The sequence below is a fragment of the Streptomyces sp. NPDC044064 genome (genome assembly GCF_056434245.1).
This window is the reverse complement of sequence record NZ_JBWKFN010000017.1, coordinates 19614-46562: the sequence shown is the minus strand read 5'-3', so window position 1 is coordinate 46562 and position 26949 is coordinate 19614. Positions and strand designations below refer to the sequence as shown.

The following is a 26949-nucleotide window of genomic DNA, read 5'->3' as shown; positions in this document are numbered from 1 at the left end:
TTGGTCCGGGCGAGTCGGATCAGGGTGAGCGAACCGTCAGTCCTCCAGGCGGACCGGCATCAGGATCGAGAAGGTGCTCTCGTCGTCGGGCCGGCGGATCGCGATCGGCACTGTGGGGGTGCCGAGCTCGAGAATCAGTCGGTCCCGGGCCCCGGCGGCCAGCGCGTCCAGCAGGTACTCACGGTTGACGGCGATGCGGTTCGGCTCCGCGTCACCGTCTGTGCAAAGGGTCGCCGTGCCGCCATCCTCCACCCTGATCACGCTGAGGTCGGGGGCTCCGGCCTCTGCGGAACGGACCGGACCGGTCTCCAGGGCCTTCCGGAAGGCCGCCACCTCGACGACGGCGCGGCGCCCTGTGGCCCGGGGGAGGAGACGACGGTAGTCGGGGAAGTCGTGGTCGAGGCACGCACCGGCTGCCTGCCTGTCTCCCGCCTCCAGCGCCACGCGGTCACCGTCGACCGACAGCCGCACGGCTTCCTCGCTGTCCAGCAGCGCCCGCATCGCGTCGACGAGCGGGGTGGGCACGATGACCTGCACTCGGCTCCCGTCGTGCCCGGCGATACCGGCCTGCGCGACAGCCATTCGGTAGCGGTCAGTAGCCACGACGTGGAGTCTCTCGCCCTCGATGTCGAACAGGACCCCGCCGAGCATCGGCAGTTCAGGGTCGGTACTTGCCGCGAAACGGACCGCGTCCAGCGCGGCTGCCAGCTCGGGTGCGGCGCTTGACAGCCGGACGGTGGCGATGCGGAGCGACGTCATGGCATTCTCCCGGTGATCGAGTAGTGCTCGGAGCGCGGAGAACTCGCTGCGGGCATCGGACAGTCCCTGTTCCAGACGGCACAGGTGCGCCTTGAGCAGTTTTCGCACCAGATCGGTGTCTGCGCCGGACCAACTGGCCAGCACGAGCCTGATGTCCGGCAGTGGCATCCCGGCCCGGCGCAACCGGGCCAGCAACCGGGCCTCTTCGAGTTGCCCGGGTTCGTACCAGCGGTATCCGCTCACCGGATCCACCCAGGCCGGGACCAGCACACCGGCACGGTCGTAGAACCGCAGGGTGCTCACGCCCAGACCGCTGTCGCGGGCCATCTCGCCAATGCTGTGCATGTCGTTCTCCACACCCAGCACTCTGGGCCCTGCACAAGGTCGAGGGTCAACCGGGCTCGGGAACGGATGTCGCGACAGCGGAAGAGAGGTGCTGCGGCTCGACGGCACTGAAGCGAGACTGTTGGCGGAGAAAGCTGTCCCCAGGGTCGTACTGTCGAGGCCGAAGCGAGGAGGAATTCTGATGCGCAGGGTGACCTATTCGATGGGCGTCTCGCTTGACGGCTACATCGTCGGGCCGGACGGCGACTTCAATTGGACGGCGCCCGACGAGGAGGTCTTTCGCTTCGTCACCGACGAGATTCGAGAGGTGAGCTGCCACCTGCTGGGACGAAGGCTGTACGAGACGATGCTGTACTGGGAGACCGCCGACCAGGATCCATCGCTCGACGACTCGATGCTCGAGTGGGCCGCGATCTGGAACCCGCTCCCGAAGGTGGTGTTCTCCACCACGCTGTCGACGGTGCAGGGCAACGCCCGCCTGGCCACCGGAGGCCTGGCGAAGGAGATCGAACGGTTGCGAGCCGAGCCGGGGGAGGGCCACATCGCGATCGGCGGTGCGACTCTCGCCGCCGAGGCGGCCACGTTGGGCTTCATCGACGAGTACCGGGCCAGGGTCTACCCAGTGCTGGTAGGCGGTGGCATTCCGTTCTTTCCCCAGCGAGAGCGCCGGGTGGATCTCGAACTCGTCGAAACCCGCACCTTCAGCTCGGGAATCGTCTACCTCCGCCACCGCGTGGCGCGTTAGCCGGTTCGTCCGGCCCGACCACGACGCGGATCACCGTGCGCACAGGGCCCAGTCACCCGGCGGCGGACAGGCGACGCAGCAGCTCCTCCTGCGAGACGTCCTCCACGTGGGTCAGAAATACCCAGATGTGACCGGAAGGGTCCTTCAGGATGACGGTGCGGTCACCGTGGAACATGTCCTTCGGCGGCTGGATGATCTCAGCGCCTGCGGCTTCCGCGCGCTCCGCCAGGCTGTCGACGTCCGGCACGAAGACGTGCAGCGTGACGGACGTACCTCCGCCGAGTGAGGTCGGCGCGGCGAAGAAAGCGGCCTCCGTCTCGCCCGCGCCGGCGTCGCCCAGCATCAGGGTCGAGCGTCCGATGGTGATCTCCGCGTGCAGAATCCCACCGCCCGGAGCGTCGATCCTGAAGTCCTCACCGGCGCCGAACGCCCGCTGGTAGAAATCGATCGCCGCGGCGGCGTCGTCGACCATGATGTGCGGGATCACGGCATAGCGGTAGCGGTCGGGGATCTCGATGTGGGTTGCGTGCTCGGTCACTGCGAACCTCCCTGAAAAGGCGCCGCTGGTCGTTCCTGCGGCTCTGGAAGGAACCTAGAAACTCAAGCTTGGTTGAGGTCAAGCGGCGATGTGGCCCTGCAAGCGGTCTCCTCCGACGCTTCTGTTGGCGGATGAGAACTCAAGTTGGTTTCCTGCGCGAAGCGGGATGCTGTATCCGGGTCGGTGCCGATGGCGCCGGCCGAACGAAGCGCACGCCCGAGGTCTCCGGTGAGGATGCGAGGGTGTCGCCGCCACCACCACAGGTCGGGGCCGGGCAGCCTCTGGAACTGTTCGAGGGCTTGGCCGTCGTCGTCGACGGTCGCGGCCTTGTACCGGTTGTCCAGAGCTTTTATCCGCTCGGTCCAGAGCTGGACGATGTGTTCGTCCAGCAGGAGCCACGCCTCGTGCAGCCAGTTTCGGCAGTAGAGGTCGTTGGTGTACTCGTAGATGTCGTCGTCGTAGCCGTGCTCGATGACGTTCACCAGGGCAGCCCAGGCGTTCACCCTCTCAGCGACCGTGAATGCCGTTCGCCAGCCGCGCTGGTGCAACAGCGCCCCCACCTCGGTTTCAGTAGCCACGTGCGTGAGGCTCTCACGCCCGGGCGAGGCCGTGCTCCTGCACGTGCGCCTGTGCGCTGTGCGGGGCACCTTTCGGGGTGCCTGCAGAGGGTGATGGTCTTCGTCAGACCGTGTCCCACAGCGCAGCGTCCCAACTCGGCGGCGTACCCCGTGAACGATGCACAGAAAGGGCACTGCGACGATGACTGCCGGGCATTCCACCACTGATATCGAGCCCCGGGACCACCCCGCGACGTTGGCCACTGCCCCCGGGGGTCTTCCCCTGCTCGGACATGCCTGGCAACTGCGTTTCCGTCCTCTGCGGTTCCTCGACTCCCTCCGCGGACAGGCCGACCTGGTCGCACTCCGGCTGGGCCCGATCCCGGGATACCTGGTCAACGAGCCCAGGTTGGTCCACGAGCTGCTCGTCGTACGCAACCGTGAGTTCACCAAGACCGGAAGCCCGCTGTACGAGACCGTGCGCGTCCTGGTGGGCAACGGCCTGGGTACGAGCGAGGGCGAATCGCACATGCGGCAGCGCCGCACGCTCCAGCCGCTGTTCCAACCCCACCGCATGGAGCACTACGCCCAGATCATGACGGCTGTCGCCGAGGAACGCAGCACCACTTGGCGCCATGGCCGGCGCCTGCGCATCGACCGGGAGATGTACCGGATCGCCGCCACCGCCCTGACCCGCTGCCTGTACTCGGCACGCCTGCCCGACGACGCGGTCCACGAGATCACCACATACCTGCCTGTCGCCTTCGCAGGCGTCGGCAAGCGCGCTGCGCTGCCCATTCCCTGGCTCCACGCACTGCCCACCCGCGAAAACCGCGCCTACACCACCGCCGTACGCCGATTGCACGCCCTGGTGGCGCAGCTCATCGACGACCGCCGGAACGACCCCACCCCCAGCCCCGACCTGCTGACCGCGCTGCTCGCCGCCCGAGACGAACACACCGGCCGGCCCCTGCCCCAACAGCAGATCCACGACGAGGTCATGACCCTCCTCCTCGCGGGCACCGACACCACCGCGGCTCTCCTCGCCTGGACCCTGCACCTGCTGGGGGCACACCCCGACATCGACGAACGCCTCCACGCCGAACTCCGGCACGAACTCGGTGACAAGCTGCCCACCCCGGACGACCTGCCCCGTCTCGGCCTCCTGCGCCGGGTCGTCGCCGAGGCCCTGCGCCTGTACCCACCGGCCTGGCTCACCCCACGCCGTGCGGCGACCGACGCTCAACTCGGCGGACACAGAATCCCGGAGGGCGCCTACGTCTTCTACAGCCCCTACGCCCTCCACCATGCACCCGGCCACCACCCCCGTCCGGACGACTTCGATCCGGACCGACCCGAGGCAGAGCTGTCCTACACCGGTGCCGGCTGCGCCTTCCTGCCTTTCGGCGCGGGCCCCCACAAGTGCATAGGCAATGCGTTCAGCCTCGCCCAAGTCCACCTGACCCTGGCCACCATCCTGCCCCGCTGGCGCCTGAGCCCGGACCCGTCCCACACCGTCCGCCCCCGCGCTTTCACCACGCTCATTCCAGGCCCGCTGCTGATGCGCACCGAGCAGCGCACGCGTTGAAGGCGGTCGTCCCCAACTGCGGGACACCGGAGATGAGTTCGGAGCGGCACAGGTAGCTGGGCAGGACACTCCGGCCGACGCGGTTGCTGACGCCGGGGGACTAGGGCGCGTATCGAGTCGTGATCATCGGGTGGTCCTGGTGAGGTCTTTGATCCAGATCATCGAGGCGTGCAGGTGGAGACTGGCGAGGTAGCTGTCGGGAGTCTTGTCGTATCGAGTGTCTCACCGTCCCAGTTCCGGCCTCCTGGTACGTCACGCTCTGGGGCGGGTGAGGCACGTGGAGCCGACGTGAGCCGACCGGTGCACTGATATCCGGGCGGGGACTCATGGGACATGGCCCGGCACCCGGCTCAGGTTCCGGGGAGGATACGGCGCGTTTCGTAGGCCCACATCGCGATCTCGACCCGGTTGCGGGCGCCGAGTTTGGCCATCAGGCTGGCCAGATGCGTCTTCACCGTGCTGAGGCTGATGTGCAGTGCATCGGCGATCTCGGTGTTGGTCAGCCCGCGAGCGACGGCGAGGAGCACCTGCTCCTCGCGGGCGGTGACGGGGGAGACCGGCTGGGCCACGGGCCGGCCGGCGGGCAGGTCCGCGAATGCCTGGAGCAGACGGACGGTGACGCTGGGCGCGATGAGCGCCTCACCGCCGGACGCCGACCGTACGGCCTGGGCCAGAAGGTCCGGTCCCGTGTCCTTGAGGAGGAATCCGCGGGCGCCGGCACGCAGCGCGCCGTAGACGTACTCGTCGAGGTCGAACGTGGTGATGACGACCACGGCCAGCGGGTCGGCGACGCCCGGGCCGGCGACCAGCCGGGTGGCCTCGAGCCCGTCGAGTTCGGGCATGCGGATGTCGAACAGGCAGACATCGGGGCGTAGTTCGCGGGCCAGACGTACCGCTTCCCGCCCGTCGGCGGCCTCGCCGACCACCTCGATGCCGGGCTGGGCGTTCAGCATGATCCGCAACCCGGTGCGGATGATCGTCTGGTCGTCAGCGACGAGGACGCGAATGGACACCGCTCTCGCTCCTCGCTCTCGGCAGTTCGGCGTCGACATGCCAGCCCCGGTCGGTACCCGGGCCGGCTCGTAGTGTGCCGCCGAGCAGGGTCGCGCGCTCGCGCAGTCCGGTAAGTCCGTATCCGTCGCGACCCCGGCCGGTGCGCCGGCCGTTGTCGCGCACGCTCACCCGTACCGTGTGCCGTTCCGCGGCGACCCGGACGACGAGCTCGGTCGCGTCGACCGCATGGCGCAGCGCGTTGGTCACCGACTCCTGCACGATCCGGTAGACGGCCGCGTCCACGGCCGGGGGCAGCGCGTCCAGTTCGCCGTCGAGCCCCAGGTCGACCCTGAGACGACCACCCGGCGCGCGCACCAGGCGCTCCAGATCCGCGACACCGGCAGGCGGCGCCAGCTCGGCGCCGACCCCGCGGTCGCGCAGCGCGGCGACCATGGCGCGCATTTCCTCCAGCGTGCGCGCCCCTTCCTCCTCGACCCCCTCCAGAGCCTCGACGGCGGCGGACGGGTCGGTGCCCGCGAGCACCCGGCCCGCCTGGGCGATGATCACCATGGCCGACACGTGGTGGGCCACCGTGTCGTGCAGTTCCCGGGCGAGCTGCTCGCGCTCGCGGGAGCGCACCTGCTCCAACTGCCGCTCGCGAGCGGTCACCCGGAACCGCACGGCAGCCCCGACCACGCCGGGCAGCAGCAGGAAGACGAAGCCCACGACCTTTTCGACGACCGGGGTCTCGTCCGTGACGACACACAGCGCGCCGGCCGCGAGGATCACCGCGCCGCCCAGCACGATCTCGCGTCCCGATCCCCACCGGGGCAGCGCGTACACCAGCACGAGCACGATCGCGCCGGTGTACAGGCCGACGGGCTCGCGCGGTGCGGCGACGAGCGAGGCCACCGGCTGCAGGACCACCGAGCCGAACGCCAGCGTCACCACCGCCAGCGGGCGGGTCCGGCGCCACAGCGGCAGCAGGCACAGCCATACGGTGAACACCACCGCCACCGGTCGCCACACGACGTTCTCGCGCAGGGTGGCCTCCAGCGCCACACCGGCAAGGCCCGCGGCGAGCAGCACCCAGTCCCGCCGCACCCGGGCGGGCGCGTCGGGCGGCCGGGGTTCGGTCCACAGGGTTCGCAGGTCGTCTCGGAGCACGGTTCTCAGCCTAGGGACCGCGGCGTGCCGCGCATCGGCCGAAAGGACGGGTCGTCACTCCGCCCCGGGGCCGACGGATCCGCGGCCCGCGGGCCGATGCCGCGGAGCGCCGTGGCGACGAGCCTCGGCATCGGCGGCCGTACAAGGACGGCCGACGAGGTGGTTGGAGGACCCGATGCTCTCGAAAGCCCTGTTGCGCCTGGGCACAAGCGCCGCCCGCCATCCCTGGCGGGTGATCGCGGCATGGCTGCTCGCCGCCACGCTCGCCGTCCTCGCCGCCCTCGCCTTCGGCGGGCGGACCGCGGACTCGATGACCGCTCCGGGACTGGACTCCCAACGGGCCGCGGAACTGATCGAGCGGGCCGGCACGGGTCAGGAGGGGATGACCGCCCAAGTGGTCGTCACCCCCCTCGACGACGGTGCGACGTTCTTCGACGACGACGGCGCGCGCACCGCTCTCACGCGGCTGCGGGCCGAGGTGCAGCGGCTGCCGCACGTGCTCGGCACGAGCGACCCGGCGCGGGCACTCGACGCAGGCCGGGACACCGCCGTGCGCGGCGGACTTGTCTCGGCCGACGGACGGATCGCGGTCGTCCGGGTGCAGTACCCCGACCAGAGCCGACTGTCGGCCGAGGACCTCGACGCCCTCGTCGATCTCGGCGACCGGCTGCGCACCGAGCTGCCCCTGCGGATCGAGATGGGCGGGAGCCTCTTCTACGCCTTCTCCGACCCCGACGGCGGCGCAAGCGAGTTGATCGGGATCGTTGCCGCCGCCGCGATCCTGTTCCTGGCGTTCGGTTCGCTCGTCGCCGCCGCGCTCCCGATCGGCATGGCGGTCTTCGGGCTGACCGTCGGCGTTGCCACGATGACGGTACTGGCGGGGGTGACGGACGTCCCCACCTTCGCACCGGTCCTGGGCAGCATGGTCGGGCTCGGAGTGGGCATCGACTACGCGCTGTTCGTGCTCGCCAGACACCGGGAGTACCTCGCGCGCGGGCTCGATCCACACGAGGCAGCCGGACGGGCGGTGGCCACGGCGGGGCGGCCCGTGGTCTTCGCCGGCGGCACCGTCGTCGTATCGATCCTCGGCATGGCGGTCGCGAACGTGCCGTTCATGACGGTGGGCGGCCTGGCAGTCTCGATCGTCGTCCTGACCATGGTGCTCGCGTCGGTGACGCTACTGCCGGCCTTCCTCGGCGCGGCCGGCCCGCGGCTGGGCCAAGCCGGCCGGATCGGCCGGGCACTTCGGGCCGGGCGGTCGGGCCGCCTCGGCCGACGGCGGGACACGGCGGCGGGCGCCGTCCCCGCCGTCGGGTGGCGGCGCTGGCTCGGGCACGTCGGCCGGCACCCGGTGCCGTACGCGGTCGGCTCCGTGGCGCTGCTGCTGACGGCGACGCTGCCCGTGCTCGGCCTGCGCGTCGGCCTGCCCGACGACGGCTCACTGCCGCAGAGCCGTACCGAGCGCCGGGCCTACGAACTCGTCGCCGAGGGATTCGGCCCGGGCACCAACGGTCCCCTCGTCATCGCCGCGGACCCCGCGGGTGATCCGGGAGTGGTGGACCGTCTCGTCGCGGGGGTCGCGGCGGATCCGGGGATCGCGTCCGTCGCACCGGCGCGCATCGATCGGGCCACCGGCGTCGCGACCCTCGTGGTGTTCCCGACCACCAGCCCTCAGGACGAGGCCACGGCCGACACCATCGTCCGGCTGCGCGCCGAGGTGCTGCCCGCGGCGATCGGGCACGGCCCGGCCAGGGCGCACGTCGGCGGGGCCGCCGCGAGCCTGTCCGATGTGGGCCGACGCACCAGCGAACGTCTGCCGGTGTTGGTCGCCGCCGTGCTGGCGATGTCGTTCCTGCTGCTGATGCTGGTCTTCCGCTCGGTCGTCGTACCGCTCAAGGCGGTACTGCTGAATCTGCTGAGCATCGGCGCGGCCTACGGCATCATGGTCGCGGTCTTCCAGTGGGGCTGGGGAGGCGCACTCATCGGGCTGGAGGCGACGGTTCCGATCGTGTCGTTCATCCCGATGTTCCTCTTCGCCATCCTGTTCGGCCTGTCGATGGACTACGAGGTGTTCCTCCTCTCCCGCGTACGCGAGGAGTACCTGCGCACCGGCGACAACGGCACGGCGATCGTCGAGGGCGTCTCGCGCACCGCCCGGATCATCACCTCGGCCGCCCTCATCATGGTGGCGGTCTTCCTGTCCTTCGCCGTCGCCGAGGACCCCTCCACCAAGATGTTCGGGCTCGGCCTGGCCACCGCGATCTTCATCGACGCCACGGTCGTACGCATGGTGCTGGTACCGGCGACCATGACACTCCTCGGCCGGACCAACTGGTGGCTGCCGAAGTGGCTGGACCGGATGCTTCCCCGCGGCCCGGTCGGCACCGACGCGGAATCCACGGGTGAGGCGCCGCGTCCACGGCTGGTTGACCGTTGACTCAACTCCCGCCCGCCCTTGGCGTCCGGCACCTCAGCGCGTCACCCAGGGGCATTTCGAGTCGTGATCGCCGGGTGGTCCTGGTGAGGTCCTTGATCCAGATCATCGAGGCGCGCAGGTGGAGACCGGCGAGGTAGCTGTCGGGAGTCTTGTCGTATCGGGTGGCGATGCCTCGCCATGCTCTGAGCTTGTTGATCAGGCGTTCGACGGTGTTCCGCTCCTTGTTGAGATCGGCGTCGTGGCTGACGGGTCGGCCACCTCTGGAGCCCTTCTTCTTCCGGTTGGCGGCCTGGTCCTTCTTCTCCGGGATGACCGCCTTCTCCGGGATGACCGCCTTGATACGGCGTTTACACAGGTGGGCACGGTTTCCGCGGGACGAGTACGCCTTGTCCCCGGCGACCGCGTCCGGCCGGATGCGGGCTCGGCCGACGGGCCCGCGTACCCGTACCTTCTTCAGGACGGGGATGACCTGGCCTTCTCCTCCTCGGCCGCGGCTTTCTCCAGGGCGGTGACGACGTCCTCGTCGAGGTACATCCCGGCCGCGTCGTGGTGGGCTCGGGCGGTGGTGGAGTCGATGCTGACCAGGGACAGGTCCACCTCACCCCGCTTCGCGGCTTCCGTGATCAGGCCCTCCAGCAGAGCCTCGAAGACGCCGGCGTCACGCCACTGCCGGAAGCGGTTGTGGACGGTCGACCAGGCGCCGAACTCCGTCGGCACCTCCCGCCACTGCCCGCCCGTCTTGAACCGCCAGATCACGCCCTCGAACTGCTGCCGCAGTCGCTCGGGGTACGGGCCGTACTCGCCGATCGGCAGGTACGACTCGATGAACTCCCAATCCGGATCGGTCAGTTGTGCTCGCGTCACGTAAGACCGTCTATCGGACCGGACCGTGCCACGAAGGCCCATCCCGCAAACTGATCACGACTCGATACGCGCCCTAGTGGGTGCGTGAGCGGAAGGTGCGGCGGTAGGTGTCCGGAGGGACGCCGAGAGTGCGGTTGAAGTGACGGCGCAGTGTCGTGGCGGTGCCCATGCCGGTGGCCGCTGCGATGGTGTCGATGCCGTCGTCAGTCTTCTCCAGGAGCTCCTGGGCGTGGCGGATCCGCTGGGCCAGCAGCCATTGCAGGGGAGTGGTGCCGGTTGCCGCGCGGAACTGGCGGCCCAGGTGGCGTGAGCTCATCCGGGCCTGGCGGGCCAGGTCCTCCACGCTCAGTGGTTGGTCGAGCCGCTCGATGATCCAGGGGAACAGGGCGGTGAGCGGGTGGTCGTCCTGAGCGGGCACCGGGGCGGTGACGAACTGGGCCTGGCCGCCGGAGCGGTGCGGTGGGACGACCAGGCGGCGGGCGACGGCGTTGGCGACCGACGAGCCGTAGTCGAGGCGGACCAGGTGCAGGCACAGGTCCAGCGCGGCGGCCTTGCCGGCGGAGGTGAGCACGCTCCCGTTGTCCACGTAGAGCACGTCCGGGTCGACCTGCGCCTCGGGGTAGCGGGCGGCCAGCACGTCGGTGTGCGCCCAGTGGGTGGTGGCGCGCTTCCCGTTCAGCAGGCCGGCTTCGGCCAGGACGAACGCGCCGGTGCACAGGGAGGCCACGCGGGCACCCGCGTCGTGGGCCGCGCGCAGTGCGTCGACGAGTTCGGCCGGTGGGTTCACGTCGATGTCGGCCCAGCCGGGGACGATCACGGTGCCGACGTTCTGGAGGTGGTCGAGGCCGTGGTCGGGCTCCAGGCGGAACCGGCCGAAGGGCACGATGTCCGGCCCGCAGACCGTGAGGTCGTACCAGGGGACGGTGACCGCTGCCGGGGCGGAGCCGAAGACCTCGTGGGCCACGGACAGTTCGAAGTGCAGCATCCCGTCGGTGACGGCCAACGCGACAGCTTTCATGTCCGAAACTGTACGGGACATGTCGTTCCAGACACTCATGATTGACAGTTCAATCACGCGAGGATGGATGCAGTCGATCAGTTCGGAACACGGGAGAGAAGTCATGGCAACGGGGCAGACGGTGACGGTGTACGGCGCATACGGGCACACCGGCCGGTTCGTTGTGGCACACCTCCAGGAGCGCGGATTCGTCCCGGTCCTGGCCGGGCGCGATGTCCACAAGCTGCAGGCTCTGGCGGACGAGTACCCCGGACTCGACGTCCGTCCTGCGTCGGTCGACGACTCGGTCTCGCTCGATCGCGCGCTGGACGGCGTGGCAGCCGTCATCAACTGTGCGGGGCCCTTCGCCACAACGGCCGCTCCGGTGATCGAAGCAGCCCTGCGCGCTGGAATCCCGTACGTCGATGTGGCGGCCGAGATCGAGGCCAACGCCGACACCTTCGCTCACTTTGCGGACCGCGCCCACGACACGGGCGCGGTGATCGTCCCCGCGATGGCCTTCTACGGCGGCCTCGGCGACCTGCTGGCCACCGCCGCGATGGGCGATTGGACCAAGGCCGACGAGGCTCACATCGCGTACGGACTCAACAGCTGGGAGCCCACGCAGGGGACGCGCGCCGCGGGCAAGATCTCCGTCGAGCGGCGTGGTGGCCGTCGTGTCCGCTTCAAGAACGGGCAGTTGGAGTACCACGACGACCAACTGCCCACCCTGAAGTGGCCCTTCCCCGACCCGATGGGCCCCCGGGCAGTCATCGGCGAGTTCACGATGGCCGACGTCGTCACCATCCCCAGCCACCTGTCCATCCCCGAGGTGCGCACGTACATGACGACCGAGGCAGCCGGCGGTGTCGTGGCCCCGGACACGCCGACCCCGACCGCGGTCGACGAACACGGGCGCTCCGCACAGACCTTCCTCGTCGACGTCGTCGTACGCTCCGGCGACACCGAACGGCGCGCCGTGGCCCGGGGCCAGGACATCTACGCTGTCACCGCACCGCTCGCGGTGGAAGCGGTCCACCGCATCCTCACCGGCCGGACCAGGACGGTCGGCGTGGCCTCAGCCGGCGAGATCTTCGACGCGCCCCACTTCCTGAGCGCACTGTCCCCGCACATCACCCTGGACCTGCGCCCGTAACGGTCGGCCCGCCCACACGGCCCGCTTCACGTACCGATGACCGGGACGATCCCCGCGGACTCGGATCACCGTCGCGGAAAGGATCCTGTTTCGCATCGTTGTTGCGACTTCTCGTGGTAACTAAGTCGGTCGGTGTGAACGGGTGTGGTCAGCGGGCGAAGACATCCGCGAACTTGCGGCCCTCGACCACCGGATAGCGTCCGTCGCGTTGAAGGCGGTTGCATACGACGTCGTCAGGCCCGAGGTCATGCCGCGCAGCACCCACGCCGCCCCGTCGTCGTACCCCCGAGGCACCACGTCCTCATCGAACGCGCCGATCGCCAGGTCCGCCCCGCCGTTGCCGTTGATGTCACGCAGCCGCAGCGAGGAGCCGAAGTGGTCGCCGGCCTCGGCGGCGCCCGGTACATCCGGCGTGACCTGGTGGAAGGACTGGCGCGTCAAGGGGCGCATGGCCAATGTCCAGCGGGAGTTGGCCGAGCTGGCGGTGAAGACGAACGTGATCGAGATCGGGACGGTCGAGCTGCGGGCCGGGTGGAAGAACTACTCGGTGCCCCGAAAGCAGGCGGTGCACCGGGGCCTGATCGAGGAGGTCATCATCCATCCCGCGACCAGGCCGTTCAACGTCTTCAATCCGATGCGGATCGAAGTCCGCTGGAAGTGATCAGCGCCCACGCCCAATATGTGCGAACGGGCCCGGCTCCCAGCCCGGGCCACGGGGCACGATCGACAAGCGCACGGTGTGCGTAGTCCTTTCCTCGGATGCCCCCTTCGCCGCTCCCTCAACAACCCAGACCTTCACGCCGCCGGATTTCTCCTTGGACTCCGCCATCTCCACGGTGAACTCCATCTCGATGGCCTGGTACTCGAAGTTGAGGTCCGGCTGAGCAGGGATCTCCGTGAGCGCCTCGTGCATCTCCTCGTACGCTGCCTGGATGGCCTGTTTCAGTCCAATGCCTGCCATGGGGCTACCTCCATCTGAGACGTCAGGATCCGAGACGACAGGGAAGTGACACACGGTTCCGAAGTAGCTACGCGGAGCGGCGAGCGGCCCGGATCAAGCCGCCCTTCGTACGCCGGAGCATCTGGGTCTGGGTGACCGTCAGGGGCGGGGCCATCGCCAACTGGCTCTCGACCCACTCGTCCATCAGCTCCTTCTTCAGGCTGGCCTACTCGGCGTCCTTGACGAGGCCGTGGACGAGCTTCTTCATGGCCGGGGAGGCGATAGTCCGGCCGTTCACCACGGGATCGTATCGGACCTGTCTGCGGCCTCCAGGGGCCTCCGGGTCGATGATGACGAGACCCTCCCCTGGAGGGATTCCGGCTGTGCGCGCTCGTATCCGTTGGCCCCGACGACGGGGCACAGAGCCGAGCCGTCCTCGTGACTCCGGGGCGGGCGGAGGGCCCCAGCCCGCGGCTATGTCGGTGGCTGGGGACTCGACGGCCGGCTCATGGCATTCGGGGCATCGGGCGCTCATGCCTGGGGCTCCACGTAGAACGACCAGTTGGGGTGCTCGGCCTTCACCCGCTCCACGTGAGCGTCGGCGTACTCCTTGGTCACGTCCACGACCTCGTACACCGCACCGCCGCTCGGCTTGAACTCCGGCTCGTTGCTGAAGACCCGGATCTTGTACATCTGCTCGCTCACAGGGAACTCATCTGCCACTTCTGGCGGGAGTCGTACCGCAGACCCTCGCGCCTCTCGGCCTGCGAGCGGGAAGTGTTGAAGACCTCCTGGGCCCGCTCCGGGTCGACCCTGATCACCTGCATCGAGCAGTGCAGATCGGCGTACGCCCACGCCAGCGTTCAGCGGCCGTCATCCAGCGCGAGCAGACCGACGCGGTCCCCACCACTCGCCTTGTAATACGCCTTCTGCGTCCATTCCAAGTGGTTACTCATCGAACTCCCCCTGTTTCATCAGCTCGCCCAGCGCCTGGTCCGAGAAGCTCCCGGGGGGTGCAGGCTTCCCTGGGGGCCTGAATTCTCTCTAGGAATTACTGGTAAGGGCGCCCCTTTCCAATTCCAGCGGCGTGTATCTCGGCGGAGAAGGCCTCGATCTGGATGCACCGGCAGAACTCTCAGCGGACCGGATCGTCAGAGAGCAAGGCCAACATCCGGACCGTCTCCGGATCCCCCTGCTTCCCTAGGTCGAGAGCCCGCCTGGAAGCCCTCTGGAAGCCCTGCGCGGTCAGCTCGAAGCCCGTCCTGGGTCTCCGTCAGGCCGTGGCGTCTCAGGGCTTCCTGGCGGACTTCAGGGTTCACCGACGCTTTGCCTGATCGGCGGGCTCGCGCTCGTCCTGAACCTCGACCAGCTTCCACTGGGGCCGGAAGTCGTCGTGGCCTTCATACGCCGCAACAAGTCTGGAGATCACCGGGCTACGGAAAAACTCAGGGACACCGGCGATCACGTCCACGATCGCCTTCTTCCAGAGGGGGAGGCCCTTGGCCTCAGCGTTCGCCTTCCATGTCGTCCCCTGGTTGGCCTCCACCCAGGCCACGAGGCTGCGCTTCGCTTCGACGTCGGCGAGGACCCGGGCCTGCAACCGTGCCACTTCCTCATTCTTGACGGGCTTCAGTGCGCGTGCAGCAGCTTCGTCCTCGCGAAGACGGGCCTTGAGGAACTCCATCGCAGCCGCGAAATCTCTCATCGTCTACTCTCCTGTCGGCATTGCTGAAGGCGCCATCGTCTACCTGGATCACACCCCATCAGAACCTCTGCCCTGAGGTTCCTGTCTGCTGCGGGCCTTGCAGCAGTAGGTGGTAGACGGACAACCATCGCCTTGGAGGCACCGATGCGCATCGCGCAGTACACCTGGCCCATCTTCCACCGCGGCTCCGACCAGCGCCCCGTCCTCCCCGAGCTGCTGGACGAGGTGCGGAAGGCCGAGGAGGACGGTGGTGTCGTCACCCTCCCCCCTCTGCGAATCCTCTTGGCACATCGTCCACGGGCGTCAGGCCGAGCGGACCCCGGACACCCTCCGACGCATGGCGGCCCGGGCTTCCTGCTGGTCCTGCTTGGAGAGGGCCATGAAGCGCTGGGCCCCATGGATTCCTGAGCCGGCCGCTCCAGCTTGCCTGGCTCGGCAACCTCGGCGACCAGTACCTCCGGGGTGCATGGGACGGGCCCGGCTTCGGAGACGCCTGCACTGAGCGTGAACGGCCACTCCCTGAACCGCGAGGCCGTCACCGGCAGGCCTCCGCTCGGGTCCTTCGCCTCGGAGCTGCTGTGCTGCGAGGACTGCTCGGTGCTGGTGTCGGTGTCCGAACTGCTTTCGCCGTCCGAACTACTCGGCCAGCACGACGCCGCCACCGCCATCACGATCACGAAGAACACCCCCAGCGCCAATCCATTCCCCACGCCTGTACTGGCGCCTCTCGGTCGTCGGATCCCCCCTCCAGATCGAAAGGGCCACGCTAGAGCCAGGAGTGCACGAAGCGCAGCAGGTGTGCAGAAGCCGACGCAGCCCGGTCACCCGTCACCACACGCACGTGAGGGGGGTGAGCTGGCTGTGGCCCGAACCTTCTCCGCAGAGGACGAGGAGCGGCTCCGTCAGCTCCACGCTGACGGTGTCAGCAGGAACGAGATCGCCCGTCAGATGGACTGGGCAGTCGGCACCATCACGAAGCACGCCAACCGGCTCGGGCTCCCCTTCGACAGGGAGGCCGTCAGGGCCGCCACTGACGCCCGTCAGGTCGTCCTGAGGGGCAGACGTCAGCGGAACCAGGAACAGCTTCTGGATCTGGCCGAGACCCCACGGACGTGGCGAACCAGCTTAACCTGCTGAGCCAGGCCGGTGGCGTGTCGACGTACGAGAACGTCCGCCGACTCAACCCGGGGGGCGGACGAGTTGTGTGGTTCGTCCTAGGGCGTGTATCGAATGTCAGCCACGCCCCGGTCCAGGGCCGCGTCGTTCAGGTGATGTGTCCTGGTTGATCACATGCCGAGGGTGATCAGTGGACGGTTGGCGTCGCGGGTGTGGTGGCGGAGGCCAGCGGCGATGTTCGTCTGGTTGGCGAGTCGGAGAGCGCCGATGGCCAGGTTGCGCAGGGATGCCATGGCACGTGGAGCGGTGCCGGTGCGTGCACGGGAGGCGTCCTCGGCGTACGTGGTGTCCCTGACGTGGTGGATCTTGTTCTCGATGCCCCAGTGGCCGCGGACGCGGCGGGCGATCTCGGTTGCGTCGGCCTGCTCCGCGGTCAGGTCGGTCACCCCGTAGATGCGTTCCAGGGTGACCTTGCCGGTGGTGGCGATCCGTCGGCGGCGCACGATCTGGACGGCCTGCACCGCGTGTGGGAACGCGATCCCGGCGACGGCGGCGGCCTTGATCCGGCGGATCTCGTCGCGGCCGTGCGCGGTGGCCCGCGTCTTGTCCAGGAGTGGCACTTCCCGCCATGGCAGGGCCTTCAGCCGCTGGTGCAGGGTGGGCTGATTGCCCTTGATCAGCGCGATGTAGTGGGCGTGCTTGTCCTCGACGAGGAAGCGCGCGTGGGCGGTCTGCGAGTGGAGGGCGTCGAAGGTGACCACCGTGCCGTGCAGGTTGAGCGGGGCAAGCAGGGGCTGGAAGACGGTGATCTCGTTGGTCGTGGCGTCCACCTCGCGCTGGGCGGTGACCAGGCCGGTCCCCGTCATCGCGGCGAGCAGATGGACCTGGGTGCCGTCGGTGCGGCGGGCACCGCGCACGGTCTTGCCGTCCACGGCGAGGGAGGGCAGGGGTCGCCGGTCGCTGTCGTTCTCCTCCTGGCCGGCGGCGCGTTCGCGCCCGGCGAGCCAACTTCCGACGGCTGTATCCAGCGCGTCGCCGTCGATGCGTTGGAGGACACGACGCACGGTGGCCTCGGCCGGGGCGACGGGGCCGCGGCCCGGCTCCCGGCATGGGCCACCGAGCCGGGCCAGGACGTTGGGCGGGGCGTCGGCGGCCCACTCCGCGATCGCGGCCAGGGACTTCGCTCCGGCCAGGACCGCGCACGCGGCCAGGGAGAGGACGAAGGCGAGCGGGTGGCGTCGGCCCTGGTCCCGGCGGGGATCGGGCACCTGAGCCAGGCAGGTCAGCAGGCCGGGGAGGTCATCGGGGACGGTCGGCGCGGTGTCGGCGAGTTGGCCCAGAGGGCGCGGGATGAGCGAGGATGAGCGGGCAGGCACGGTCTTCCGTCGTGGTGATCAGGGACTCGATACCTCATGATCACCGGAAGTCGCGCCTGCCTCCGCGTCAGCCCCCGCCGACCACCCCGCAGTCCTGCCCCAGCTCCTGAAGCCCCATCAACCCGGATGCACCGCCGGAACGACGCCGCCCTGCCCGCGTACTCCGTCGGTCACCGTCATCGTGGCGCCGACGGGGTACGCCCGTCACCCGCGAGCGGAGTGCGACTTCAGCGGATGCGGTGCTTCCGCCAGAAGGGGCCGAGGTCCCTGTGCGTCATCGACTGTGCGGCCTTCTTGAAGTCGACGGTGGTGGAGACGCCGTACCAGTGGTCGTGGGCGTACTTCTTGATGAGGCGCGCCATGGTGCCGGCCCCGAGGACGTGCTCCAGGTCGGCCAGGACGCAGGGGCCGATCCCGTACACGACCTGGGAGTACTCGCCACGGTGTGTAGACCAGTAGGCCATCGAGTTGGTGAGCGCGGCGGTGGCGCTCGGCCAGGAGTCGTCCGGCGAGCACTCGAACCCGTCCCAGCGGTAGTAGCGCGCGTTGGCGTACTGAGCGAAACTCTCGTCCAGCCAGGGTGAGTTGTACTCGTCGTTGCCCACGACGCCGTACCACCACTGGTGGGCGATCTCATGGACGGTGGCGCCGCCCTCCTCCTCGGTGCCGAGGATGACCAGGCCGGGGTACTCCATGCCGCCGGCGAACCCGGGGGTCATCACGAGGTCTATCTCGCCGTACGGATAGCGGCCGAACTCCCTGCCGAACCGGTCGATGGCGGCGACGCCGTCCTTGCGGTTGAGGCGGACACCGGCGGCGGGCGTGTTCGGCGACCAGTACGACTTCACGCGCACGCCGTTGGGCGAGGTCTGGGTCGCGGTGCGGAACGGGCCCGCCGCCCATGCGAAGTCCCGCACCCGCTTGGCGACGCTGTGGGTGACCGTACGCCCGGTACCGCCGGGGCGGGTCCATGTGCTGCCGGTCGCCGGGACCTTGAGGGCGGACGGGTGGTCGAGGCGCACCCGGAAGTCGCTCGCCAGGGTGTAGAAACTCTCGCCGTACGACACATACGGATCGAGGTGCCACCCCCTCGCGTCGTGCACGGCGAGGACCGGCAGCGCGTTGCCCAGGAAGCGGAACGCGCCTTCGCGGCCGAAGCGGTTGTTGCGTGCGGGCACGGTGAGGGCCACGTCGAAGGAGACGGCCGTCCGCTCACCGCGTGCGAGCGGCCTCGGCAGAGCGATGCGCAGCGCCGTGCACTTCACGCCGGGGCGGCCCGGAGTGCCGCCGCGCACGTGGGAGACGCGGACGGGGGACGGTCTTCCGGATGTCCCGCAGCCGTCCTCGCCATTGCCCCACAGGCGTATGTACACCTCACGCAGGGGCCGGCTGGAGGCGTTGCGGAAGGACACCGTCTGCCGGCCCGCCCAGTGGGAGCCGTCGGCGTCGGCGCGCAGCTTCACGTCGTAGCTGGGGCGGTCGGGCGTCGCGCGTTCGGCCGCTCTCACCGCGACGCCGGGCGCCGGGCCGGACGGCGTGCCGGCCTCGGCCACGGTGGAGCCTGCTGTCGCGAGCAGCGCGAGCAGGGCGACCAGCAGACGGCGACCGGTTCTTGAGGGGCCCGTGGGCAACGAAGGCATGGCAGACGACATGACAGATGACATGCCAGCGGATCTTGTCACAGGGTTCCCCACGGCCGACACAGGCCCGCGCGAAGAGGGGAGGTGCAGGCCGTCCAGATCGTGCGCCGCCGACGGATCGCCAACCAGACGAACATCGCCGCTGGCCTCCGCCACCACACCCGCGACGCCAACCGTCCACTGATCACCCTCGGCATGTGATCAACCAGGACACATCACCTGAACGACGCGGCCCTGCGCCCCGGTCACGCTGCTTTCGCGTCCTCACTGGCCAGGAACGGATGCAGCAGCGTGAGCAGGGCGTGCGGCCGGTGCAGCGGGATGATGTGGCCGCAGTCTTCGATGACGTGTCCGGTGAGATGGTCGGTGACCGGGCGGAGTTGGCGTTCTAGCGCAGGACCGACGGGCCGGGCGCCCAGCGCCATCGTTGGCACCGTCAGGCGGGCAGTGGCGACCGCCTGCTCGATCTGTACTGCGCTCTCGGGCAGGGCCCGGTAGTACGAGAACGCGCAGCTCAACGCCTGGCGGCCGGTGTATGCGCGGACGAACGCGTCCCGGAGGGCGGGGCGCACACCGTCGCCGAGCGTGCCGGCGCTCAGAAACCAGTCGACGTAGGCAGCCTCGTGGCCCTCCAGCACGGTCTCGGCAAGGCCGGGCGCGGCGGAATGGAAGCCGAACCACCACGGCGGCCCGTAGGCGAGGAAGTCCTCGGCGCCGGGCAGCCTGCCCAGAAGGGACTCCATGACGACCAGGCGCCGGACGAGACCAGGGCGGCGCAGGGCGAGGAGGAAGGCCGGCGCGGTGCCCGCGTCGATGCCCACCACCGCGGCCGAGGACACGCCGAGCGTGGTGAGAAGCGCCGCGGCGTCCTCGGCCAGGGTGCCCGCGTCGTACCCGGAGGCGGCCTGGCTGCTCGCGCCGAACCCGCGCAGGTCCGGCGCGATGACGCGGTAGCGGCAGGACAGATCGGCCATGACGTCCGTCCACAGCTCCCAGGTGTGCGGGAAGCCGTGCAGCAGCAGGACAGCCGGGCCCGATCCGGAGAGGGCGACGTTCAGTTCGACACCGTTGGCGAGGACGCGTCGCAGCTCGGGCATGGAGGGACTCCAGGTGCTTGGTGAGTGATGGTGACCAGGTCACGCTAGGGAACTACCCTGGTCTCCCCAAGACGGCACTTTCCCTTCAGGTGGTGAGCCCCAGGTGACCACGTCGAGGCCCGGCGGACGTGACCAGCGACCCGGTGAGCGCGGGGACCTGCTGGATCCGCGCTGCCCGACTCGCCAGTTGCTCGACCGTATCGGCACCAAGTGGACGTCGATGGCGGTCAAGGTGCTGGCCGAGGAGGCTCCGGGGGAGCTCCGTTTCGCGGAACTGCGGCGTCGTATCCCGGGCATCTCACAGAAGATGCTGTCCGTCACCCTGCACAGCCTGGTCCGCGATGGTCTGGTCGCGCGCCGCGTGGAACCCACCGTGCCGCCCGCCGTCCACTACCGGCTCACCGAGCTCGGCCTGTCCCTCGAAGGACCGCTCTCCGCCCTACGGGTCTGGGCCGAGACGCACATGCCGGAGATCGACCGCAGCAACCAACTCGCCGACGAGTCACCCCCCAATTAGCCGTGGATCGAATGTGCTGGTCACAGCCACTCGTTGATGGCCGCGACAAGGACGGTCGCCTCATAGCGGACCGCTGACTTGTCATACCGCGTGGCTACGGCCCGGTGTCTTTTGAGGCGATTAATACCGCACTCGACCGCGTGCCGCTCGCGGTAGTCAATCGGGTCGAATTCCGGCGGCCGACCGCCAAGCGAGCCGCGTTTCTTGCGGTTGCGGGCCTGGTCGGCCTTGTCCGGGATGGCGCAGTGGATGCCACGCCGTCGCAGGTAGGCGCGGTTCTTGCGAGAGGCGTACGCCTTGTCCGCGCGGACCCGCCGTGGCCGAGTGCGGGGCCTGCCCGTCCCCAGCCGGGGAACCCGGATGCGGCCCAGGACGACCTCGAACTGCGGGGCGTCCCCTCGCTGCCCTGCGGTGATGGCGATCGACATGGGCTTTTGTCGCTGCTCGACGGCTAGGTGCAGCTTGGTGGTCAGGCCGGCGCGCGAGCGTCCGAGGTCATGGTCGACCGGCCCGGCGGCGACGCCGCCGGGCGGCTCCTTCTGCAGATCCCCCCTTTTCGCGCCCCGGCAGCGTGCTGGTGGGCACGGACGATGGTGGACTCGACGTTGAGGTCCCAGGCAATCAGGTCCTTCGCGTCGGCCTGGGCCCGCAGTTCGGTGAAGATCCGCTCCCGGGTGCCGTTCCGCTGCCAGCGGCGGGACAGGTCGTACGCCCAGGGCCATACCGCTCCGGCACATCCCGCCGCGGGGTACCGGTGCGGACCCGGAAGCGTATGCCGTCGATTAGCTGTCTCCTGGTCCGTATCGGCGGCCGGCCGGATCTCTTGCCCTTCGGCAACAGCGGCTCCAGTACCGCCCATTACTCCTCTGCCAGATCTCCACGCGCCACGAACCAAGATCATTTCCCGTTCAAGATCCACTTTCGATACATGCCATAGTGCCGGACTCCAACAAATCTGAAGTTGTCCGGGGCAGATGGGGCTACCGTCCCGACATGGACGATTCGCTCTCCTTCGAGAGCTTCTTCAAGGGCGCCAAGAAGGCCGCGCACAAGGCTATGGACGACCATGCGCGCAGCGAGTACGACGAGTTCGCCCTCCACGCCGGAGTCGCGATTGAGCGTCTCGCCAAGGCGGCCCTGTGCAAGATGAATCCGCTCTGCATCGCGAGCGGCAAGGTGCAGGTCGTGACTGGACAGAAATGGTGGGAGGGGCTGTGTTGGGCGGCCCGCAGCTCGACGTGGACACCGCCCAGCAGTCCGTCTGGTCGATCCCCGCCCAGCATGTCGAATGCTCCCGCTCAGCAGCCCTGCCCGGTTGGTCCGACTGCGTCCTCGTAACCGCCACGCAACCGAGCAGGACCACTCTGATGATCAAGAGGCCGTCGGAGCGGAACTCGCGTGAGCAAGCCTGCGGACGGACGAGTACGCCAACGAGCCGTACGGACCATCCATGAGCTCTCAGACCACCCGGTGGGCGAGTGGATCAGCGCAGTCCGGCGAAGAGGTCGTTCTCGGGCACGGCTGCTCCGGTGGTGTCCTGGACACGTACGAAAGTCTCGACGCCCATCAACTCGGTGAACCTCTCGCGGCCCATCTTGAGGAAGAAGATGTTCTCGCCCTGGCTGGCATGTGCGGCCAGTGCGTCGAACTTCTGGCCGCCGAACGCGCTCGTGTCCACCCAGGTGGTGATCTCCTCGTCAGGGAGTCCGATCTCGGCCATCGCGGCGGTCTCAGCGGGATCCGGCTCCGGCGCGTCCGCGCTGAACTCGCGCATGACCTCGCCGAACCGCTGCATCATCGAGCGGGGCGCCGTCGTCCAGTACACCTTGGGTGTCAGAGCGGTCATCGCCAGTGCCGCCATCGTGATGCGGTTGGCCTGGATGTGGTCGGGGTGGCCATAGAAGCCGTTCTCGTCGTAGGTGACGACCACATCGGGCTGATAGCGTCGAAAGAGTTCCGCGAGCCGGGCCGCGCCTTCCTCCACAGGTGTCTGCCAGAAGGAGCCGGGGGCGTCATTGGTCGGCCAGCCCATCATCCCGGAGTCGGCGTAGTCCAGCATCTCCAGATGACTGACCTTCAGGACTTCGCAGCTTGCCTCGAGTTCCTGACGCCGCATCGAGGCGACGGCCGCCGGATCGTGCCCGGGATCGCCCGGCTTGACACCCCCCGGTCCGTCACCGCAACCGCCGTCGGTACAGGTCACCAGGACCGTGCGAATGCCCTCCGCCGCGTACCGCGCGAGGACACCTCCTGTGCCAGTGGCCTCGTCGTCGGGGTGGGCGTGCACCGCCATGAGCGTCAAGGGCCGGTCATTCATAAAACAGTCCTCCTGTGTGAAAAAGCCTAGGTCCGCGTGTGCGGCGGACGTAAAGGCGGTCGTCCCTCAATATCAGATCCCGGATGACGGGGTACCGCGGACCCGAAGGCCCCGGATCACGTCGGGACGGCCTGTTGGTCTCTGTGTTCCCCGCTCGCGTGGCGCCGGTCTCTTGGGCGGTGCAACGCTCTCGGCCCGGCCTGCTGTTCCCGCTGCACACCGGAACACCCCTGGTCCTTGGCCTTCGCGTCATCGGCTGACGCGGCTGGGGTCGGTCGGATAGTCGGGCAGGGCCACGGTGCTGCTGACTCTCTCCCCGAGCCTGAGCATTGCGTTCAGGAACAAGGGACGGGACAACAGGGCGTTGCGGAAGCGTATGCCGGCGGCGGTGCCGGGTGCGAAGAACTTCCCGGTGCGGTCACCGCCTGCCTGACAGCCCTTGGCGTACTTGCGGAGCCTGCTTTCGTATCGGGTGAAGGCCACCCGGTGGTCGCCCTGGGCCCGGGCGAGTTCACCGGCCAGCACATAGGCGGCGACCACCGCAGTTCCCGTGCCCATGCCGCCGATCGTGGCTCCGCAGGCGGCATCCCCGACCAGGCACACTCGCCCCGTGGACCAGGTATCCACGTCCGCCCGGCTTATCGAGTCGAAATACGGGTCCTGAGCCTGGTGCAGCGTGCCGAGAAGGTGGGGCACCTCCCAGCCGAGACCGGAGAACGCGTTGCCGATGAGACGCTTTTGCTGCTCAGGGTCGTGGCGGTCGTACGACAGCTCCGGCGAGGCGAATACGAAGAACGCCCCCGCCTTGGCCGCGTCCCGGTGGTCGGCGCCGACGGAGGCGAACCGACCCGGGACGGTGTAGCCGATCGACCCCTTTCCCAGGCCCAGGTCGTTGGGCAACTGCCAGGTGGCGGCGTAATAGCCGAGGTGGCTCACATAATCCTCCTCCGGGCCGAAGGCGAGACGACGGACGTTGGAATGCAGTCCGTCCGCCCCGATGACCAGGTCGAAGTCGCGTGATGCCCCGCGTTGGAAGCCGACCCGCACGCAGGAGGACGTCTCGGCGAGGCTGGTGATCGAGTCGCCGAAGATGTACTCGGTGTACGGGAGGCTGTGTTCGTACAGCACTCGGGCCAGGTCTCCGCGAAGTACCTCTATGTCGCCGCCGGCGAACTCGGCCGGCAGACGCAGCAGGGTGCGGCCGACTTCGTCGACGAATCGCATCGGGCTGCCGCCGGTCTGGATGCGTCGTAGTTCGGGGATCAGGCCCATGCGCTCCAGCACGGTCAGATGCGTTTCACCACGGAAGTCGACGGCCTGGCCGCCCTGGCGCAGGTGCGGGGCGAGTTCGACCACGGTGGGCCTGAAGCCGTGGCGTCCCAGCCAGTAGGCCAGCGCCGGGCCGGCGGTACTCGCGCCAGAGATGAGCACGTTCCTGTTCACAGGTTCCTCCGCTCCAGAAACTGTGTCCCACGGACACTTATAATTACTGTGTACCTTGGACACAGTTGGTTCGGCAAGGACGGGGAAGGAAGGGCGGCAGACATGGATGGCGAACAGGCCGAGGTGGTGCGGCTGTTGTGGGGTCCGCATCCCAAGCCCGCGCGGGGTCCCCGACCGAAACTCGACCTTGATCGCATCGCGCAGGCCGGGACCGAGATCGCCGACTCGGAGGGGTTGGCCGAGGTGTCCATGCAGCGCGTCGCCATGCAACTCGGCGTGACCAAGATGGCGCTATACCGGTACGTGCCGGGCAAGGCGGAACTGGTCGCTCTGATGGTGGACGCCGCGATCGGCCCTTACCCGAGCGCAGAAGCGCGGCGCGGTGGCTGGCGGGAACAGATGGAGGCATGGGCCCGCCAGCTGATCACCGTATTTCGCCGCCACCCCTGGGCGCTGGACGCCACCGTCGGGCCGCGGACCCCGGGGCCTGGAGAGCTGTCCTGGCTGGAGCACGCCATCTCGGCTCTGGACGGTACTGGGCTGAGCGGTGCCGAGCGGATGGACGCGGCCGTTCTGCTGGTGAGTCACGTACGCGGCATCACCCAACATATTCGTGCAGCGGGCCCCGCGGGCAATCCCGAGGCCCAACTGGGCGCCGTGCTCGCCGATCTGATGCAGGCACACGGCGAGCGATTTCCCGCGCTCGCCGCGGCCCTCGCCTCAGCGGCCGAATCCGACGGACACGATCAGGCATGGGAGTTCGGGCTGCAGCGCATTCTGGACGGCTTGGCCGCACTCATCGACAAGCGCGCACGTTGATCGCGGCTTGGACAACCCCTCGGTGCATTGCCGGTCGCCTCAGGCGCACCCGGCCGATGCCAGTGCCGGCAAACGACTATGGCACCGGATCGGCGCACCCCCTGGGAAATCGGCAGGCTTCGCCGGGGCGGATCATGAGAAGGTGCGGTTCGACCCGGCAGAGGGGGAAGAATGGGGCTGACCTACGGCTACGACATCTACCTGCATCCCCAAAACGTCGCCAAGGCACTGGCCAATCTGGCCGCGCTGGCGCCACCGGCCACTCGCGTGCCGCCGCTCGAGGTCACCCTGCCCGGCGGTGAGCGGCTCGTCCTCCCGTTCACGTCCCACTTCAAGAGCGAGCCGGTCGACTGCTCCACGAGCAGCACGCTCAAGCTCGACACATCCATCATGTTCGACGTCGATGACGCACTGCGCGAGTACACGAAGACGGGCGGCCCTGAACCCGACGCGGACGGGCGCATCCAGATCGGTTATGTCTACGCGACGATCCGGTTCGAGTCCCTCCTGCACCCCGGTTACGCGTCGCTGGAGTGCTGGGCAGCGACGTCGGGGATGAGCCGCTTGTTCGCGCGGTCGCGCAACGTCAGGAGGGCATTCACCGACCTCACCGCCGCCAGCGGCGGAGTGTGTTGCCTGTTCGACACCGGCGACGGCGGCCCCGAGCAAGTGTGCTGGCTCAACGGTGAGATCAGCCAGGAGACGGTCTCCGGTCCCCGCTTTCCGGATTGGCGAGCCCTTGTGGCGACTTGGCCGCAGGCTAGCTGAGTCCGCTGGGCTTGGTTCGCCGAGCTGCTTGTGCTCCGGCGCCGAGGGCCGGACTTCAGGAAAGGACGGCGGGCTTGAGGGTCCCGGCGCACCACTGCTCGAAACTGGTGGGGGGAGGCGGTCTCCGGAGTGCGGGCGATGCCGGCGTCGAGGCCCTCGTCCTTGGCACGCTTCATGTCGACGATGCCCTGGACGAACGCCTTGTCGAGGCCGTGGCCGACGAGGGTGGCGGACAGCTCGTCGAGCGGCTGGCGTTCGTAGCGGACGGGGCGGCCGAGCTGTTCGGTCATGATGCGGGCCAGGTCGTTGGGGGACGCCCGGTCGCCGCGCCGGCCATCACTCGCGCCCCTTCACCCACGGCCCGTACCTGTGATCTTGAGGTGGGCAAAGTCGTTGAAGGAGCGGCCAGATATCGAGAAGACTGCCGCCGTGACCTCTCGATGCTTCGTAACTCTTGATCAGGACGACACGGCCGACGGAGGGCTGCACGTGGTCGTCGAGGCACAGACCGGCGTCTTCTACCACCAGCAGTACGGCGGTCACGTATGCCGACAGGGGCAGGTCGAGGGCTTCCTCGTGCCGGTGTTCGGTCCTGATGCGCTGGACTCGCTGCGCCAACTGTTCGAGGAGGAGTTCGGCGGCGGGGGCACGTGGAGCTACCTGTGGGCGGACGATGAACGCAGGAAGCTCCGCGGAATCGTCGAGACCGTCCCCTACTGGTCATTCGACGGACACGCTGAGGAGCGGCATACCTTGAGACTGGACGAAAGCCGAATCCGTGACGCTGATGAGTCATGGATCCCGGTGATCACGCCGGATGGACCGGGAGTGCTGTTGTGGGGCAACTCGGACTGACGACACAACCCGTGGACGTACTGGCGGAGAGGGCAGGATTCGAACCTGCGTGGGCCTCGTGAGGCCCGACCTTGAGGCGTGCTCGCTGGTCCCCGATCAACCACTCCGGGCACCTCTCCCTGCTCCCGGCCTCGGGGTGACCCGCGCCGTTCACGTGAACAACATTGGCAGACCCCACTGACGCCGGCCTGACGTGGATCTGCCTTGCGT

The 26949-nt window shown here is 68.7% G+C and carries 27 protein-coding genes and 4 pseudogenes; 11 read left to right on the top strand and 20 right to left on the bottom strand.

From position 1 onward, the window contains the following. Window positions 1-36 precede the first annotated feature (36 nt). Window positions 37-1104: a DNA polymerase III subunit beta family protein gene (locus AC07DS_RS26375; RefSeq protein ID WP_479149079.1), complete on the bottom strand. Its 1068-nt coding sequence runs from the start codon at window positions 1102-1104 to the stop codon at window positions 37-39. Window positions 1105-1285: 181 nt separating this feature from the next. Between AC07DS_RS26375 and AC07DS_RS26370 the strand changes: the two genes are divergently transcribed. Further along, window positions 1286-1849, top strand: coding sequence for a dihydrofolate reductase family protein (locus AC07DS_RS26370; protein ID WP_479149078.1), 564 nt, complete (start codon window positions 1286-1288; stop codon window positions 1847-1849). Window positions 1850-1901: 52 nt separating this feature from the next. Here the strand turns inward: AC07DS_RS26370 and AC07DS_RS26365 are convergent, their stop codons facing one another. Both AC07DS_RS26365 and AC07DS_RS26360 read right to left on the bottom strand, forming a co-directional pair. Then, window positions 1902-2321 carry a VOC family protein gene (locus AC07DS_RS26365; RefSeq protein ID WP_479149376.1) on the bottom strand — a complete coding sequence of 140 codons (420 nt, stop codon included), beginning with the start codon at window positions 2319-2321 and terminating at the stop codon, window positions 1902-1904. A gap of 128 nt (window positions 2322-2449) precedes the next feature. Continuing rightward, window positions 2450-2965, bottom strand: coding sequence for a hypothetical protein (locus AC07DS_RS26360; protein WP_479149076.1), 516 nt, complete (start codon window positions 2963-2965; stop codon window positions 2450-2452). 235 nt (window positions 2966-3200) lie between these two features. Between AC07DS_RS26360 and AC07DS_RS26355 the strand changes: the two genes are divergently transcribed. Next, window positions 3201-4532, top strand: coding sequence for a cytochrome P450 (locus tag AC07DS_RS26355; protein WP_479149074.1), 1332 nt, complete (start codon window positions 3201-3203; stop codon window positions 4530-4532). A gap of 350 nt (window positions 4533-4882) precedes the next feature. On the opposite strand, the gene AC07DS_RS26350 is transcribed toward AC07DS_RS26355, so the two are convergent. Then, window positions 4883-5545, bottom strand: a complete 663-nt coding sequence (locus AC07DS_RS26350; protein WP_479149072.1) for a response regulator — start codon at window positions 5543-5545, stop codon at window positions 4883-4885. Next, window positions 5520-6692, bottom strand: coding sequence for a sensor histidine kinase (locus AC07DS_RS26345; protein WP_479149070.1), 1173 nt, complete (start codon window positions 6690-6692; stop codon window positions 5520-5522). Before AC07DS_RS26345 ends, AC07DS_RS26350 begins: the two co-directional genes overlap by 26 nt. Window positions 6693-6867: 175 nt before the next feature. On the opposite strand from AC07DS_RS26345, the gene AC07DS_RS26340 reads away from it, so the two are divergent. Further along, complete coding sequence (locus AC07DS_RS26340; protein WP_479149068.1) at window positions 6868-9129, top strand: MMPL family transporter; 2262 nt, start codon at window positions 6868-6870, stop codon at window positions 9127-9129. A 70-nt stretch (window positions 9130-9199) separates the two neighbouring features. Here the strand turns inward: AC07DS_RS26340 and AC07DS_RS26335 are convergent. Further along, window positions 9200-9993 (bottom strand): annotated as a pseudogene (locus AC07DS_RS26335) (transposase); the annotation flags it as partial. A 73-nt stretch (window positions 9994-10066) separates the two neighbouring features. Continuing rightward, a complete protein-coding gene (locus AC07DS_RS26330) occupies window positions 10067-11011 on the bottom strand; it encodes a helix-turn-helix domain-containing protein (protein ID WP_479149066.1) in 945 nt (314 codons plus the stop codon). A 103-nt stretch (window positions 11012-11114) separates the two neighbouring features. Between AC07DS_RS26330 and AC07DS_RS26325 the strand changes: the two genes are divergently transcribed. Next, window positions 11115-12146, top strand: a complete 1032-nt coding sequence (locus tag AC07DS_RS26325) for a saccharopine dehydrogenase family protein (protein WP_479149065.1) — start codon at window positions 11115-11117, stop codon at window positions 12144-12146. 120 nt (window positions 12147-12266) lie between these two features. On the opposite strand, the gene AC07DS_RS26320 is transcribed toward AC07DS_RS26325, so the two are convergent. Then, window positions 12267-12596: an integrin alpha gene (locus AC07DS_RS26320; protein ID WP_479149063.1), complete on the bottom strand. Its 330-nt coding sequence runs from the start codon at window positions 12594-12596 to the stop codon at window positions 12267-12269. On the opposite strand from AC07DS_RS26320, the gene AC07DS_RS26315 reads away from it, so the two are divergent. Then, on the top strand, window positions 12595-12807 hold the full coding sequence (locus AC07DS_RS26315; protein ID WP_479149061.1) for a hypothetical protein: 213 nt from the start codon (window positions 12595-12597) through the stop codon (window positions 12805-12807). The two genes, AC07DS_RS26320 and AC07DS_RS26315, sit on opposite strands and share 2 nt — an antisense overlap. Here AC07DS_RS26315 and AC07DS_RS26310 read toward each other — a convergent pair whose 3' ends face one another. The 4 genes from AC07DS_RS26310 to AC07DS_RS26295 form a co-directional block, all read right to left on the bottom strand. Then, the gene (locus AC07DS_RS26310) at window positions 12808-13107 is read right to left on the bottom strand and encodes a trypco2 family protein (RefSeq protein ID WP_479149060.1); all 300 of its coding nucleotides are present in this window, start codon (window positions 13105-13107) and stop codon (window positions 12808-12810) included. 510 nt (window positions 13108-13617) lie between these two features. Further along, on the bottom strand, window positions 13618-13791 hold the full coding sequence (locus tag AC07DS_RS26305; protein ID WP_479149059.1) for a hypothetical protein: 174 nt from the start codon (window positions 13789-13791) through the stop codon (window positions 13618-13620). After that, window positions 13788-13913, bottom strand: a complete 126-nt coding sequence (locus tag AC07DS_RS26300) for a hypothetical protein (RefSeq protein ID WP_479149057.1) — start codon at window positions 13911-13913, stop codon at window positions 13788-13790. Before AC07DS_RS26300 ends, AC07DS_RS26305 begins: the two co-directional genes overlap by 4 nt. Window positions 13914-14401: 488 nt before the next feature. Next, window positions 14402-14791, bottom strand: coding sequence for a DUF6221 family protein (locus AC07DS_RS26295; RefSeq protein ID WP_479149056.1), 390 nt, complete (start codon window positions 14789-14791; stop codon window positions 14402-14404). A gap of 504 nt (window positions 14792-15295) precedes the next feature. Here AC07DS_RS26295 and AC07DS_RS26290 point away from each other — a divergent pair. Next, a complete protein-coding gene (locus tag AC07DS_RS26290) occupies window positions 15296-15928 on the top strand; it encodes a hypothetical protein (RefSeq protein WP_479149054.1) in 633 nt (210 codons plus the stop codon). A 149-nt stretch (window positions 15929-16077) separates the two neighbouring features. Here AC07DS_RS26290 and AC07DS_RS26285 read toward each other — a convergent pair whose 3' ends face one another. From AC07DS_RS26285 to AC07DS_RS26275, 3 genes are all read right to left on the bottom strand, one after another. Next, complete coding sequence (locus tag AC07DS_RS26285; protein WP_479149052.1) at window positions 16078-17283, bottom strand: ISAs1 family transposase; 1206 nt, start codon at window positions 17281-17283, stop codon at window positions 16078-16080. Between the two features lie 227 nt (window positions 17284-17510). Continuing rightward, window positions 17511-18923, bottom strand: a complete 1413-nt coding sequence (locus AC07DS_RS26280; RefSeq protein WP_479149050.1) for a M1 family metallopeptidase — start codon at window positions 18921-18923, stop codon at window positions 17511-17513. A gap of 245 nt (window positions 18924-19168) precedes the next feature. Further along, window positions 19169-20020 carry an alpha/beta fold hydrolase gene (locus AC07DS_RS26275; RefSeq protein ID WP_479149049.1) on the bottom strand — a complete coding sequence of 284 codons (852 nt, stop codon included), beginning with the start codon at window positions 20018-20020 and terminating at the stop codon, window positions 19169-19171. 103 nt (window positions 20021-20123) lie between these two features. Between AC07DS_RS26275 and AC07DS_RS26270 the strand changes: the two genes are divergently transcribed. Further along, complete coding sequence (locus AC07DS_RS26270) at window positions 20124-20537, top strand: winged helix-turn-helix transcriptional regulator (protein ID WP_361811258.1); 414 nt, start codon at window positions 20124-20126, stop codon at window positions 20535-20537. A gap of 20 nt (window positions 20538-20557) precedes the next feature. Here the strand turns inward: AC07DS_RS26270 and AC07DS_RS26265 are convergent. Next, window positions 20558-21386: pseudogene (locus tag AC07DS_RS26265) on the bottom strand (IS5 family transposase). A 144-nt stretch (window positions 21387-21530) separates the two neighbouring features. On the opposite strand from AC07DS_RS26265, the gene AC07DS_RS26260 reads away from it, so the two are divergent. Further along, window positions 21531-21875, top strand: a complete 345-nt coding sequence (locus AC07DS_RS26260; protein WP_479149047.1) for a hypothetical protein — start codon at window positions 21531-21533, stop codon at window positions 21873-21875. A gap of 145 nt (window positions 21876-22020) precedes the next feature. Here AC07DS_RS26260 and AC07DS_RS26255 read toward each other — a convergent pair whose 3' ends face one another. Next, window positions 22021-22854: a PIG-L family deacetylase gene (locus AC07DS_RS26255; protein WP_479149045.1), complete on the bottom strand. Its 834-nt coding sequence runs from the start codon at window positions 22852-22854 to the stop codon at window positions 22021-22023. Between the two features lie 249 nt (window positions 22855-23103). Beyond that, window positions 23104-24297 (bottom strand): FAD-dependent monooxygenase, encoded by a 1194-nt coding sequence (locus AC07DS_RS26250; RefSeq protein WP_479149043.1) that lies wholly within the window; start codon window positions 24295-24297, stop codon window positions 23104-23106. Window positions 24298-24399: 102 nt separating this feature from the next. Between AC07DS_RS26250 and AC07DS_RS26245 the strand changes: the two genes are divergently transcribed. Both AC07DS_RS26245 and AC07DS_RS26240 read left to right on the top strand, forming a co-directional pair. Further along, entirely contained in the window at window positions 24400-25116 is a 717-nt protein-coding gene (locus AC07DS_RS26245; protein ID WP_479149041.1) for a TetR/AcrR family transcriptional regulator, read from the top strand. Window positions 25117-25287: 171 nt separating this feature from the next. Further along, on the top strand, window positions 25288-25884 hold the full coding sequence (locus tag AC07DS_RS26240) for a hypothetical protein (protein WP_479149039.1): 597 nt from the start codon (window positions 25288-25290) through the stop codon (window positions 25882-25884). 55 nt (window positions 25885-25939) lie between these two features. Here AC07DS_RS26240 and AC07DS_RS26235 read toward each other — a convergent pair. Continuing rightward, window positions 25940-26198, bottom strand: a pseudogene (locus tag AC07DS_RS26235) (NmrA family transcriptional regulator); the annotation flags it as partial. Between the two features lie 175 nt (window positions 26199-26373). On the opposite strand from AC07DS_RS26235, the gene AC07DS_RS26230 reads away from it, so the two are divergent. After that, window positions 26374-26739: a DUF6210 family protein gene (locus tag AC07DS_RS26230; RefSeq protein WP_479149374.1), complete on the top strand. Its 366-nt coding sequence runs from the start codon at window positions 26374-26376 to the stop codon at window positions 26737-26739. A 21-nt stretch (window positions 26740-26760) separates the two neighbouring features. Here AC07DS_RS26230 and AC07DS_RS26225 read toward each other — a convergent pair. After that, window positions 26761-26858: pseudogene (locus AC07DS_RS26225) on the bottom strand. Between the last annotated feature and the right edge of the window lie 91 nt (window positions 26859-26949).